Raw genomic sequence first — 12,008 nt, 5'->3', positions numbered from 1 at the left:
AACGCGTTCCGCCGACAGTGAACGCGTACGGACCGGCGCGGCCCGTGTCGTAGTGTTTCAGCAACGGCAGAAAGGCGCACAGTGGACGTTCGCATCGGCATCCAGAACTCCCCCCGTGAACTCGGATTCGAGACCTCGCAGTCGGCGGCGGAGGTGGAGCAGGCGGTCGCGGCCGCCCTGGCCGGGCAGTCCCCGCTCCTGAAGCTCACCGACGAAAAGGGCACCGTCTACGTGGTGCCGTCCGCGGCCCTCGCGTACGTCGAGATCGGCTCGGAGGAGTCCCGCCGCGTCGGATTCGTCGCCTGACGATGGAGCTCCTCTTCGTCGTCCTGGGCGGCGCGATCCTCGGCCTCGCCGCCCGCTACTCGCTGCCCCGGCGGCACACGTACGGCAGCGCCCTCGTGCCGGCCGTCGGCGCGGGCGTCGCGGCGGTCGTCTGGGTCGCGCTGACATGGCTCGGCTGGGCGTGGGACGGCGGCTGGATCTGGGTCGTCTCGCTCGTCGCGGCGGGCCTCGCCTCCGTGGCCACCGCCTGGCTCATCGGCCCGCGGCGTGAGCGCGGCGACGCCGCGCTGTTCGAGCGGCTCGCGCGCCCGGGCGCCAACGAGCGCAGCGCCTAGCGGCGCCTCCGACGCACCGGATGCCGGCAGGCGGCCGGTCGCGCTCCCGACCCGTCGCGCGCACCCGCGCCCACGGGCGCCGCGCGGCGGGCGCAGTCAGGCCGTCAGGCCGAGGGCGTCCATGCGGCGGGTGTGGTCGGCGATGAGCTCGGTGAACACGGGCTCGACCTGCTGGCCCGCCCGATCGGGTGCCTCGGAGGCGCGCAGCGCCGATCGCGCGATGAGCAGCGTGTCGCCCACCCGGCTGCGCCCCCAGAGCGCGAGGCGGTCGGCGAGCGCCGGGTCGGCGCCGATCGCCGCGCGAAGCTCCGACTCGAGCACGAGCGCAGCGCCCTCCTCGTCGAGGATGGCACGCACGCGGGCGCCGAGGTCGACGGGGAGTCCCTCGGCGAGGCGGGAGAAGTAGCCGTCGAGCATTCCCGCGGTGACGTGGATGCCGAGCAGGAGCTCGTACCAGTCGGCGCCGGCGCTCGCCTGGCGGAAGCGGTCGGTGGCCGGCGCGAACGGCGCCATCACGTCGTCGGGCTCCACGCCGAGGCGGCGGAGCTCGGCGATCAGCGCGTGGTGCTTGCGCAGTGCGACGCCGGCCGCGGCACTCAGCCCCTCCTTGGAAGGCAGCGTGGGTGCGGTCGCCACGGCTTTCGCGAGGCTCTCGAAGAACTCGAGCTGGATGTACGCCGCCTGCCCGAGGAAGGGCACCGGCTCGGGCACCAGCTCGGTGAAGTCGACCTTCGCGAGCTCGGTGGGCATGACGCGGGGGCGCAGGCGCGGCGTCTCGGGGCGAGGACCTCGCCGATTCGTCCAGAACACCACGGACACAGCCTATCCGAGGCTCTCAGGCAGTCTCGGTTAGGCTGGGTGTGCACGTGGGCGTTGGACCCGCGGCCGTGCGCCTGAGGTAGAAGCAGGGCGCACCACGTTTCCCGCACTACCGACAGGCAGAATATTGACCACTTTCAGTGACCTCGGCGTCGCGTCCGACATCGTCGACGCCCTCGCCGGGAAGGGCATCATCGATGCCTTCCCCATCCAGGAGCAGACCATCCCCCTCGCCCTCGCGGGCCAGGACATCATCGGCCAGGCGAAGACCGGCACCGGCAAGACCTTCGGGTTCGGCCTCCCGATCATCCAGCGCCTCGGCGACGACCCCGAGGGCGGCGTCAAGGCGCTCGTCGTCGTGCCGACCCGCGAGCTCTGCGTGCAGGTGACCGAGGACCTCGTGCTCGCCGCCTCCAACCGGCCCACGAAGATCGTCTCGATCTACGGCGGCAAGGCGTACGAGGGCCAGATCGAACAGCTCAAGGCCGGCGCCCAGATCGTCGTCGGCACGCCGGGGCGCCTGCTCGACCTCGCGTCGCAGCGCCTCCTCTCGCTCAGGAACGTGAGCGAGATGGTGCTCGACGAGGCCGACAAGATGCTCGACCTCGGCTTCCTCCCCGACATCGAGAAGATCATGGCGCAGACGCCGGCCGTGCGGCACACCATGCTGTTCTCGGCCACCATGCCCGGACCGATCGTCGCCCTCGCGCGCCGCTTCATGACGCGTCCGATCCACATCCGGGCCACCGACCCCGACGAGGGCCTCACGCAGGCGAACATCAAGCACCTCGTCTACCGGGCCCACTCGCTCGACAAGGACGAGGTGATCGCCCGCATCCTGCAGTCCGAGGGTCGCGGCAAGACGATCATCTTCACGCGCACGAAGCGTGCGGCCGCCAAGCTCGTCGAGGAGCTCAACGACCGCGGCTTCAACGCGGCGGCCGTGCACGGCGACCTGAACCAGGACCAGCGCGAGCGGGCGATGGCCGCGTTCAAGGCCGGCAAGCGCGACGTGCTCATCGCCACGGATGTCGCGGCGCGTGGCATCGACGTCGACGACGTGACGCACGTGATCAACCACACCATCCCCGACGACGACAAGGCCTACCTGCACCGAGCGGGACGCACGGGACGCGCCGGCAAGACCGGCATCGCGGTGACGTTCGTCGACTGGGACGACCTCCACAAGTGGGCGCTCATCAACCGCGCCCTCGAATTCGGCCAGCCCGAGCCCGTCGAGACGTACTCCTCGTCGCCCCACCTGTTCTCCGACCTCGACATCCCCGCCGGCACGAAGGGTCGGTTGAAGCCGGCCCCCACTGCGGCGCCGACGCGCGCGAGCACGGCCGGCCGCAGCGAGGGTCGCGCCGAGGGTGACGCCGAACGGGCACCGCGGTCGCGGTCGCGTCGTCGCACCCGCGGCGGCCAGCCCGCCGGTGAGTCCGGCGCGATCGGCGAGACGGCCGACTCGGCCGTCGAGGCCGTCAAGGAGCCCGGCACCGGCACGCACGACGGCAAGGGCCACGAGCACCACGACGGCAACGCGGCGCCCGCGCGTCGCCGTCGTCGTCGCGGACCCCGCACCGCCGGAGGCGCCGCACCCGCGGCGTGAGCCCGCACGCGGCATCCGCGCTGCAGCGTCACCGCAACGGATGCCGCGCCGCACCGTGCTCCCGTCGGGCCCGTCCTACGGGGTGACGGGCGCCGAGCCGCGGCCCTCGGCGATGATGCGCTCGACGACCTCCGATGCCGTGCGGCACTCGCCGAGCCGGTTGGGCTTGCCCGTGCCGTGGTAGTCGCTGGAGCCGGTGACGGCGAGCCCGAATCGCCGCGCCAGCCCCCGCAGGCGCCGCTTCGCGTCGTCGCGGTTCTCCGGGTGGTCGACCTCGAGGCCGAACAACCCGGCGTCGGTGAGGCGCGCGAGGCGCTCGGGCGGGATCACGCGTTCCGCGCCCCTGGTGCCCGGGTGGGCCAGGACCGGCACCCCGCCGGCCGCGCGGATGAGCCGGACGCCGGTGAGCGGGTCGGGCGCGTAGTGCGGCTGCGCGTACCCCGAGCGGGGATGCAGGATGCCGGCGAACGCGGCGGACCGCGTCGTCACGAACCCGCGCGCGACGAGCGCGTCGGCGATGTGCGGGCGTCCGATCGTGGTGCCCTCCGTGGTCTGGGCGAGCACGTCGTCCCAGCTGAGGTCGTAGTCGCGCCCGATACGTCGCACGATCTCCTCGGCCCGCGTCACCCGCGATTCGCGGATGCGCGTGGTCTCGGCCAGCAGGGCCTCGTCGAGCGGATCGACCAGGTAGCCGAGCATGTGCACGCTCATGAACCCCTCGCGCGTGGAGAGCTCCATGCCCGGAATGAGCACGACGCCCGTCTCGGGCACGGCCGCCGCGGCCTCGGCCCAGCCGCTCGTGGAGTCGTGATCGGTGAGGGCGACGCCCCACAGTCCGGCCGCGGCGGCCTGGGCCATGAGCACCGCGGGCGCCTCCGTGCCGTCCGAGACCGTCGAGTGCGCATGCAGGTCGGCTTCGCCGACGACGGCGGGGGCTTCGGACATCCCCTCATGCTAGTCGCGGCATCCGTCGCGGCATCCGTCGTGGCATCCTCACCGGCGACTCCCAGCGGTTCGACGGCCGCGTCCCGGATCGCGACCGCGCCCCTCGCCTAGGGTGGGTGGAATGCTCCCCCGCATCGTCTGCTGGGCCCTCGTGCTCGGCACCGCCCTCCTCGCCGCCGTGCTGCTGTGGCCGCAGGGCGTCGGGCTGCAGAACCAATGGGTGGCCGCCCACGTCGTCGCGCTCCGTGGCGCGGCGGCGGTGGGCGCCTTCGTCGCCGCCCTCGCGTTCATGCTCTTCGCCATCCCCAGGCCCACGCGCACCTTCGGCATCGGGATGGCGGTCGTGCTCGCCCTGTTCGCGGCCGGCAACGTCGCGATCGTCGCCGCGCGCGGCACCGGCGGCTCGACGGCGGCCGGGGACGCGGCATCCGTCACCGTGCTGGGCTGGAATACGCTCGGCGAGGTGCCCGACGCGTCGACGGTCGCCGGCCTCGCGCTCGACGAGGGCGCCGACGTCGTGGTGCTGCCCGAGACCACCGCCCCGCTCGGCGAGGAGGTCGCGATCGCGATGCGCGAGGGCGGCAGCCCGATGTGGGTGCACACCGTCGCGTTCGACGAGGTCGCGAAGGCCCGCTCGACGACGATCCTCATCTCGCCCGAGCTCGGCGACTACGAGGTCGTCTCCGAACTCGTGCCCGGCCCGCCGGGCAACACGAACACGCTGCCGTCGATCGTCGCCGAGCCGGTCGACGGCGAGGGCCCCCGCATCGTGGCCGTCCACGCGGTGGCGCCGATCCGGTGGGAACTGCGCAACTGGCGCAGCGACCTCGACTGGCTGGCCGGGCAGTGCACCGGCGAGGACGTGATCATGGCGGGCGACTTCAACGCGACCGTCGACCACTTCGCCGGTCGCGGGGTCGACGGCGGCGACCTCGGCCGCTGCCGGGACGCCGCGGTCGCAGGCGGCGCGGGCGGACTGGGCACCTGGCCCACCGACCTGCCCGAACTCGTCGGCAGCCCGATCGACCACGTGCTCGCGACCCCGAACTGGCGAGTCGACGCCTTCCGGGTCGTGGGCGAGGTCGACGACGCCGGCAGCGACCACCGGCCGGTGGTCGCGACGCTCTCCCCCGCCGGCTGAGCGCGCGCACCGGTCACCGACGGCGATCACGGGCGCGCGGCATCCGCTCGGCCGGCAATGCGAGAATGGACGACATGGCCAACACGAGCGACACCAGCACCACGACCGCGCCCCTCGCCTCCGAGGAATCCGGCCGAAATGCGAATCGCTCGACCACGCCCGGCTCCGAGGGCTTCAAGGCGTTCATCGGCAGCGGCTGGGCCGAACGCGACGAGACGCTGCCGTCCGCCCGCGAGCAGGCCGCGTTCGCGGCGGCACGACGTGCCACGGTGTCGGCGGCGTTCCCCGGCGTGCGGCTCATCGTGCCAGCCGGCGACATGAAGCAGCGGGCGAACGACACCGACTACCCGTTCCGAGCCCACTCGGCGTTCGCGCACCTCACCGGCTGGGGATCCGACTCGGAGCCCGGCGCCGTGCTCGTGTTCGAGCCCACCGCCGAGGGGCACACCGCCACGGTCTACTTCCGCGAGCGCGCCGGCCGCGACTCGGAGGAGTTCTACGCGAACCCGGCCATCGGCGAGTTCTGGATCGGCGCCCGCCCGTCGCTCGCGCACGTCGCCGCAGACCTGGCGATCGAGACGCGCGGCCTGGCGGACTTCGAGCACGTGGTGCGTTCCGTCGACACGGCCACCCTCGTGGTGCGCGAGGCCGACGCCGCCATCACCGAGCAGGTCGACCACGCCCGCATCCGCTTCGCCGCCGAGGAGGCCCTGTCGACGAACGCCTCCGACGCCCCGTTCTCGCTCGAGGTGGGCGGCGAGCACGAGCCCGACGCCGAGCTCGCCCGCGTGCTCTCGGAGCTGCGCCTCGTGAAGGACGAGTACGAAATCGGCGAGATGCGCGCGGCGATCGACGCGACGCGGCGAGGCTTCACCGAGGTGCTCGGAGAACTCCCGCGCATCACCGCCGAGGTGCGCGGCGAGCGGGTCATCGAGGGCGTCTTCGCGACCCGGGCCAGGCTCGACGGCAACGACGTCGGCTACGACTCCATCGCCGCGGCGGGCCCGCACGCCACGATCCTGCACTGGACGCGCAACGACGGCCCCGTCGTGCCCGGCGACCTCGTGCTGCTCGACGCGGGCGTCGAGCGCGACAGCTACTACACCGCCGACATCACCCGCACCTTCCCCGTGAACGGCACCTTCTCCGACGTGCAGCGCCGCGTCTACGAAGCGGTGCTCGAGGCCGCGGATGCCGCGTACGCGGTCGTGCGGCCGGGCGCGATCTTCCGCGAGGTGCACGCCGCGGCGATGGAGGTCATCGCGCGCCGGACGGCCGAATGGGGCTTCCTCCCCGTGTCGGCCGAGGAGTCGCTGCAGCCCGAGAACCAGTTCCATCGCCGCTACATGGTGCACGGCACGAGCCACCACCTCGGCCTCGATGTGCACGACTGCGCGCAGGCCAGGAAGTCGATGTACATGGACGGCGTGCTCGAACCGGGCATGGTGTTCACGATCGAGCCGGGCCTGTACTTCCAGCCCGACGACCTCACCGTGCCCGCCGAGTTCCGCGGCATCGGCGTGCGCATCGAGGACGACATCCTGGTCACGGCCGATGGCGCCGAGAACCTCTCCGCGGGCATCCCGCGCACGGCCGACGAGGTCGAGGCGTGGGTGCGGGGCGCCGCGAGCGCCTAGGCGGCGCCGGTCGCCGCGGGGCGATCAGGCGTGGGGGTGCCCGAGCCTCAGCGCTCCGACGGCGGCGTCGCGGCGTCGCCGTCGGACGAGGGACGCCCGGATGTCGCGGTGTCGACCGGCTGCGCGGCCTTCGTCTCCTCCGCGGGCGCGTACTCGCCGTAGCGGGGCCGCTCGCGTGCCGCAGTGCCGGCCGCACCGGCGGCTTCGGCCGCAGCCGCCTTGCGCGCGGCATCCGTCGCCTCGCCGTAGCTCATCGGACGCGACGATGGATCGGCGGTCGGCGCGGTGGCGGGGGGCCGCCACGCCGTTGGAGACGGCGAATCGACGCCGAGCACCGAACGCGCCCGGTCGACGTGGGCCGACTCGGCGATGATCGCGTACCGCGTCGCGAGCACCTGGTTGACCGAGGTGAAGTCGCGCCGGCGCCGGTTGACCGAGTACGAGACGACGCTGAAGATCATGCCGAATCCGGCACCGATGAGCACGGCCGAGATCAGGATGCCGAACGAGGCGCCCGTGGGCGCGAAGATGAAGAACAGCAGCCCGAGGAACGTGCCGAACCAGGCGCCGGAGAGCGCGCCGGCCCCCGCCGCGCGGCCCCAGCTGAGCGTGCCCGTGATGCGCTCGACGCTCGTGAGGTCGGTGCCGACGATCGCCAGCTCCTTCACCGGGAAGGCCGCCTTCGCGAGCTTGTCGACCGCCGCCTGCGCCTCGGGATAGGTCTCGAAGCTCGCGACGGTCTCGCCCTTCGGGAGGCTCGGGAACGCGCGGGCCGTGCGGCCGCCGAACGGGGATGGGTTGCTCACGCGGCCATTCTCCCACGCGCGTCCGAGCGGTCGCCGAGAGGGCCGGGTTCCCGGCTCCGGGGGCTAAGTTGGTAGCGTGAGCGCCACGAGAGTCTTCGTCGCCCGACTCGCCGGGTGCGCCGTCTTCGACCCCGCCGGTGATCGGGTGGGCAAGGTGCGCGACGTCCTCGTCGTGTACCGCAAGAGCGACCCTCCGCGCGTGATCGGCCTCATCGTCGAGATCCCCGGCAAGCGCCGCGTGTTCGTCTCGATCGGGCGCGTCACGTCCATCGGCGGGGGCCAGATCATCACGACCGGCCTCATCAACCTCCGGCGCTTCGAGCAGCGCGGGGGCGAGGTGCGCGTGATCGCCGAGATGCTCGGCCGGAAGGTCGCCTTCAACGACGGGTCGGGCGAGGCCACGATCGAGGACGTCGCGATCGAGGAGAAGGAACCGGGCGAGTGGGAGGTCGACCAGCTCTTCGTGCGACGCCCGAAGGGCGCGTCGCCCTTCTCGAAGGGACAGTCCGCCTACGTCACGTGGCGTGAGGTGCGCGAGCTGAACGCCAGCGGCGAGGCGCAGTCCGCCGAGCAGCTCATCGCCACCTACTCCGAGCTGAAGCCGGCCGACCTCGCCAACACCCTGCTCGACCTCCCCGCCCAACGGCGGCACGAGGTCGCGGAGGAGCTCTCCGACGACCGCCTCGCCGACGTGCTCGAGGAGATGCCCGAGTCCGACCAGGTGGACATCTTGGCGCGGCTCGGCGACGACCGCGCCGCCGACGTGCTCGACCACATGCAGCCCGACGACGCCGCCGACCTCATCGCGCAGCTGCCCGAGGAACGCGGCGAGCACCTCCTCGAGCTCATGGAGCCCGAAGAGGCCGACGACGTGCGGTTCCTGCTCTCCTACGGCCCCGACACGGCCGGCGGCCTCATGACGACCGAGCCGATCATCGTCTCGGCCGACGCGACGGTCGCCGAGGGGCTCGCCCTCATCCGCCGCCACGACCTGCCGCCAGCCCTCGGTGCCGCGGTGTGCGTCACCCTGCCGCCGTACGAACCGCCCACCGGCCGTTTCCTCGGCATGGTGCACTTCCAGCGGATGCTCCGCTACCCGCCGCACGAGCGCCTGGGAACGCTCATCGACCAGGGGCTCGAGCCCGTGACCGCCGACACCTCCGCCGCCGAGGTGAGCCGCATCCTCGCGAGCTACGACCTCGTCTCGGTGCCGGTGGTCGACGAGAAGCATCGACTCGTCGGGGTGGTGACGATTGACGACGTGCTCGACTACCTCCTGCCCGATGACTGGCGAAGTCATCCCGATGAGACCGAAGTGGGCCGCCGCGCCGCGGCACGGGCCCAGCTCACCACCGGAAGCATCCCGATCCCGCACGGAAGGAGGGCAGGAGATGGCACGCGTTGACGTCGAGGACCGCCGGTTCGACACCCCGAAAGGCATGCGCCGATCTGCGCCCTTCCGCGGATCGGGCGACAACGACCGCTTCGGCCGGTTCACGGAGTGGGTCGCGCGGGGCATGGGCACCCCGGGCTTCCTGCTCGGGCTCACGGTGTTCGCGATCACCTGGATGGCGTGGAACACGTTCGCGCCCGAGAACCTGCGATTCGACTCCATCGCGATCGGGTTCACGGCGCTGACGCTCGTGCTCTCGCTGCAGGCCTCGTACGCCGCGCCCCTCATCCTGCTCGCCCAGAACCGGCAGGACGACCGCGACCGGGTGCAGATCGAGCAGGACCGGCAGCGCGCCGAGCGCAACCTCGCGGACACCGAGTACCTCGCCCGGGAGGTCGTGGCCCTGCGGCTCGCCGTGAAGGAGCTCGCCTCGAAGGACTTCATCCGCGCCGAGCTCCGCGCGATGATCGAGGAGCTCGACCGGCCCGCGGAGGAGGAGCCGGAGCATGCCGCCCGCTGACGCCGCGGCACTCGAGCAGGGGGTGCTCGTCGCGCTGGCGGGCGTGATCGACCCGGAGATCCGCAAGCCCATCACCGAGCTGGACATGGTCGAGTCGGTGTCGGCGGCCGCCGGCGGGCGCGTGCACGTCGTCATCCGGCTGACGATCGTCGGATGCCCCGCCTCCGACCGCATCGAGCGCGACGTCCGGCAGGCGGCCGAGACCGTCGCGGGGCCGGGCAATGCCGACGTCACCCTCTCGGTGATGACCCCCGAGCAGCGCGCCGCCCTGACGGAACGCCTGCGCGGCGGGCGTGCCGCACGCGGCAATCCGTTCGGTCCCGGCAGCCTCACCCGCGTCATCGCGATCACGAGCGGCAAGGGCGGCGTCGGCAAGTCCACGATCACCGCCAATCTCGCCGTGGCGCTCGCCGCACGCGGCCTCTCGGTCGGACTCGTCGACGCCGACGTGCACGGGTTCTCGATCCCCGGCCTGCTCGGCCTCGTCGACGAGCACGGGAACGCCCCCCGGCCGACGAGGGTCGACGAGATGATCCTGCCGCCCGTCGCGCACGGCGTGAAGGTGATCTCGATCGGGATGTTCGTCGAGCCGGCCGAGCCCGGCGGGCGCGCGTCATCCGTCGCCGTCGCGTGGCGCGGCCCGATGCTGCATCGCACGCTGAACCAGTTCCTCACCGACGTGTACTTCGGCGACCTCGACATGCTGCTCGTCGACCTGCCGCCCGGAACGGGCGACGTCGCGATCTCGCTCGGCCAGCTGCTGCCCAACGCCGAGGTGGTCGTCGTCACGACCCCGCAGCCCGCCGCTGCCGACGTGGCCGAGCGGTCGGGCGTCGTCGCGCGCCAGACGGGCCAGCGCATCGTCGGCGTGGTCGAGAACATGTCCGGGTTCGCGGGACCCGACGGCATGGTCGAGCTGTTCGGCGCCGGCGGCGGCGCAGTCGTCGCCGAGCGCCTCTCGGAGGGCCATCCGGCGCCCGTTCCGCTCCTCGCGAGCGTGCCGCTCAGCATCGCGCTGCGCCAGGGCGGTGACGCCGGCACGCCGGTCGTCGTCTCGGCGCCCGACGATCCGGCCGCGCGCGCGATCGAGGAGGTCGCCGCGCACCTGGCCGCCCTCCCCCGCTCGCTCGGCGGCCGCCGGCTCGACCTCTCGGTGCGGTGACCCGATGAGCCGGATGCCGCGCGCCCGCCGCGTCCGTCCGCTCGCGCTCGTCGCCGCCCTCGCGACCGTGCCCCTGCTGCTCGTCGCGTGCGCGGCGCCCGCGGAGCTCAAGCCGGCCGCGCTGCCCGACGGACTCGAGGTGCGCCTCCAGCAGGGCCGGCTCGACGTGGAGGCGCGCCGGCTCGTGGTGCGCGTGGAGAACACCGGCGGAGAGGCGGTCACGATCGACGGATTCGAGCTCGAGGCGCCGACGCTCGCGACCGCGCTCGTGCGCGAGGAGGCGTTCGAGCTGCCGCCCGGCGACGCCCTCGCGATCCGGCTCCCGCTGCCGCCGGCCGAGTGCGGCGCGGAGGCCGGCGCGGCCGTGCTCCACGTCGACGCGACGACCCCCGACGGCCCCGCCGCGGGCGAGCTCACCCCCGACGATCCGTTCGACACCCTGGCTCGCGTCGCCGACGCCGACTGCCTCGCGGAATCGGTGGACACCGTGGCGACGATCGCAGTGCCGGAGCACCTCCGGGCCATCGGGTCGGGGGTCGACCGGCGGGCCGTCATCGACGTCCTGGTGACGCCGGCGGCATCCGGCTCGGGCTCGTTCGTGATCGACCGGGTGTACGGCACGACGCTCCTGAACGCCGAGGGCGGGGTCGACTGGCCGGTCGGGGTCGAGATCTCCGCCGGCGACGCGCCGCAGACGATCTCGCTCGACGTGCGGCCCGCACGATGCGACGCCCATGCGATCGCCGACGACAAGCGCGGCACGATCCTCCCGTTCGAGATCCGCACGTCCGACGGACGCGCCGGTCGCCTGGATCGCTCGTCGGGCGCCACGCTGAAGGCGGAGCTGTACCAGTACTACGGCGAGCGCTGCGGGCTCGCGCTTCCCGCCGGGTAGGCCATCCATCCAGTATCATCCGAGGCATGGGGTCCGTTCCCGACGATCGCACGCCTCCCGACGACCGCACGCCGTCGCCCACCACGCCGCAGCAGGGAGGCTGGTTCAGCCGCGTGCCGCTGTGGGTGCGCATCGCGGTTCCCGCACTCGTGCTGGCCGGCATCGTCGCGGCCCTGGTGATCGCACTGTGGCCGCTGCCCGAACCCGCCGACGTCGCCCGCTCGATCTGCCTGTCGGGCGTACGGGCCGAGCTCGAGGCACGGGACCGCGAGGTGACCGACATGCCCCTGTTCTCCGAGGTTGAGCAGGTCGACGACACCGAGTACCGAACCCAGGGTTCCGTGGCCTACAGCGAGGGTGGGGAATCGGAGCGCCGCACCGTCCGCTGCATCGTCCGGGCCGACGAGGACGGCGAGCTGGCCGTGGCGAGCATCCGGTTCGGCCCGGCCTGAGCGACC

Annotated in this window: 13 protein-coding genes; 10 read left to right on the top strand and 3 right to left on the bottom strand. The window is 73.0% G+C overall.

From position 1 onward, the window contains the following. The first annotated feature begins 81 nt into the window (after positions 1–81). Together EV187_RS07420 and EV187_RS18685 are read left to right on the top strand one after the other, a co-directional pair. A complete protein-coding gene (locus tag EV187_RS07420) occupies positions 82–306 on the top strand; it encodes a DUF3107 domain-containing protein (protein WP_130352450.1) in 225 nt (74 codons plus the stop codon). 2 nt (positions 307–308) lie between these two features. Beyond that, complete coding sequence (locus tag EV187_RS18685) at positions 309–620, top strand: hypothetical protein (RefSeq protein WP_242609488.1); 312 nt, start codon at positions 309–311, stop codon at positions 618–620. 96 nt (positions 621–716) lie between these two features. Here the strand turns inward: EV187_RS18685 and EV187_RS07410 are convergent, their stop codons facing one another. Beyond that, positions 717–1,433, bottom strand: coding sequence for a ferritin-like fold-containing protein (locus EV187_RS07410; protein WP_242609487.1), 717 nt, complete (start codon positions 1,431–1,433; stop codon positions 717–719). Positions 1,434–1,566: 133 nt separating this feature from the next. Between EV187_RS07410 and EV187_RS07405 the strand changes: the two genes are divergently transcribed. Next, positions 1,567–3,051: a DEAD/DEAH box helicase gene (locus tag EV187_RS07405; RefSeq protein ID WP_130352449.1), complete on the top strand. Its 1,485-nt coding sequence runs from the start codon at positions 1,567–1,569 to the stop codon at positions 3,049–3,051. A gap of 75 nt (positions 3,052–3,126) precedes the next feature. On the opposite strand, the gene EV187_RS07400 is transcribed toward EV187_RS07405, so the two are convergent. After that, on the bottom strand, positions 3,127–3,996 hold the full coding sequence (locus EV187_RS07400) for a PHP domain-containing protein (protein ID WP_130352448.1): 870 nt from the start codon (positions 3,994–3,996) through the stop codon (positions 3,127–3,129). Between the two features lie 121 nt (positions 3,997–4,117). Here EV187_RS07400 and EV187_RS07395 point away from each other — a divergent pair, with 121 nt between their 5' ends. Continuing rightward, positions 4,118–5,137 carry an endonuclease/exonuclease/phosphatase family protein gene (locus EV187_RS07395; protein ID WP_130352447.1) on the top strand — a complete coding sequence of 340 codons (1,020 nt, stop codon included), beginning with the start codon at positions 4,118–4,120 and terminating at the stop codon, positions 5,135–5,137. A gap of 74 nt (positions 5,138–5,211) precedes the next feature. Next, positions 5,212–6,774, top strand: a complete 1,563-nt coding sequence (locus EV187_RS07390; RefSeq protein ID WP_130352446.1) for an aminopeptidase P family protein — start codon at positions 5,212–5,214, stop codon at positions 6,772–6,774. A 47-nt stretch (positions 6,775–6,821) separates the two neighbouring features. On the opposite strand, the gene EV187_RS18520 is transcribed toward EV187_RS07390, so the two are convergent. Next, on the bottom strand, positions 6,822–7,580 hold the full coding sequence (locus tag EV187_RS18520) for a YflT domain-containing protein (protein WP_207221779.1): 759 nt from the start codon (positions 7,578–7,580) through the stop codon (positions 6,822–6,824). A 76-nt stretch (positions 7,581–7,656) separates the two neighbouring features. Between EV187_RS18520 and EV187_RS07380 the strand changes: the two genes are divergently transcribed. From EV187_RS07380 to EV187_RS07360, 5 genes are read left to right on the top strand one after another with little or no spacing between them, the layout of a single operon-like run. Further along, positions 7,657–8,985, top strand: a complete 1,329-nt coding sequence (locus EV187_RS07380) for a magnesium transporter MgtE N-terminal domain-containing protein (RefSeq protein WP_130352445.1) — start codon at positions 7,657–7,659, stop codon at positions 8,983–8,985. Next, the gene (locus EV187_RS07375; RefSeq protein ID WP_130352444.1) at positions 8,972–9,493 is read left to right on the top strand and encodes a DUF1003 domain-containing protein; all 522 of its coding nucleotides are present in this window, start codon (positions 8,972–8,974) and stop codon (positions 9,491–9,493) included. Before EV187_RS07380 ends, EV187_RS07375 begins: the two co-directional genes overlap by 14 nt. Then, a complete protein-coding gene (locus EV187_RS07370) occupies positions 9,480–10,655 on the top strand; it encodes an Mrp/NBP35 family ATP-binding protein (protein WP_130352443.1) in 1,176 nt (391 codons plus the stop codon). Before EV187_RS07375 ends, EV187_RS07370 begins: the two co-directional genes overlap by 14 nt. A 13-nt stretch (positions 10,656–10,668) precedes the next feature. Continuing rightward, positions 10,669–11,550 (top strand): hypothetical protein, encoded by an 882-nt coding sequence (locus EV187_RS07365; RefSeq protein ID WP_130352442.1) that lies wholly within the window; start codon positions 10,669–10,671, stop codon positions 11,548–11,550. Positions 11,551–11,576: 26 nt separating this feature from the next. Next, a complete protein-coding gene (locus EV187_RS07360) occupies positions 11,577–12,002 on the top strand; it encodes a hypothetical protein (protein WP_130352441.1) in 426 nt (141 codons plus the stop codon). The last annotated feature ends 6 nt before the right edge of the window (positions 12,003–12,008 follow it).

This window comes from Agromyces ramosus (assembly GCF_004216665.1).
Lineage (GTDB): Bacteria > Actinomycetota > Actinomycetes > Actinomycetales > Microbacteriaceae > Agromyces > Agromyces ramosus.
This window is presented reverse-complemented; position numbering and strand designations above follow the sequence as displayed.

What these genes read in the sequence shown, in the direction of transcription:
- EV187_RS18685 (WP_242609488.1), top strand. Translation starts at nt 309, where the DNA reads ATGGAGCTCCTCTTCGTCGTCCTGGGCGGCGCGATCCTCGGCCTCGCC.
- EV187_RS07400 (WP_130352448.1), bottom strand. Translation starts at nt 3,996, where the DNA reads ATGTCCGAAGCCCCCGCCGTCGTCGGCGAAGCCGACCTGCATGCGCAC.
- EV187_RS07395 (WP_130352447.1), top strand. Translation starts at nt 4,118, where the DNA reads ATGCTCCCCCGCATCGTCTGCTGGGCCCTCGTGCTCGGCACCGCCCTC.
- EV187_RS07390 (WP_130352446.1), top strand. Translation starts at nt 5,212, where the DNA reads ATGGCCAACACGAGCGACACCAGCACCACGACCGCGCCCCTCGCCTCC.
- EV187_RS07375 (WP_130352444.1), top strand. Translation starts at nt 8,972, where the DNA reads ATGGCACGCGTTGACGTCGAGGACCGCCGGTTCGACACCCCGAAAGGC.
- EV187_RS07370 (WP_130352443.1), top strand. Translation starts at nt 9,480, where the DNA reads ATGCCGCCCGCTGACGCCGCGGCACTCGAGCAGGGGGTGCTCGTCGCG.
- EV187_RS07365 (WP_130352442.1), top strand. Translation starts at nt 10,669, where the DNA reads ATGCCGCGCGCCCGCCGCGTCCGTCCGCTCGCGCTCGTCGCCGCCCTC.
- EV187_RS07360 (WP_130352441.1), top strand. Translation starts at nt 11,577, where the DNA reads ATGGGGTCCGTTCCCGACGATCGCACGCCTCCCGACGACCGCACGCCG.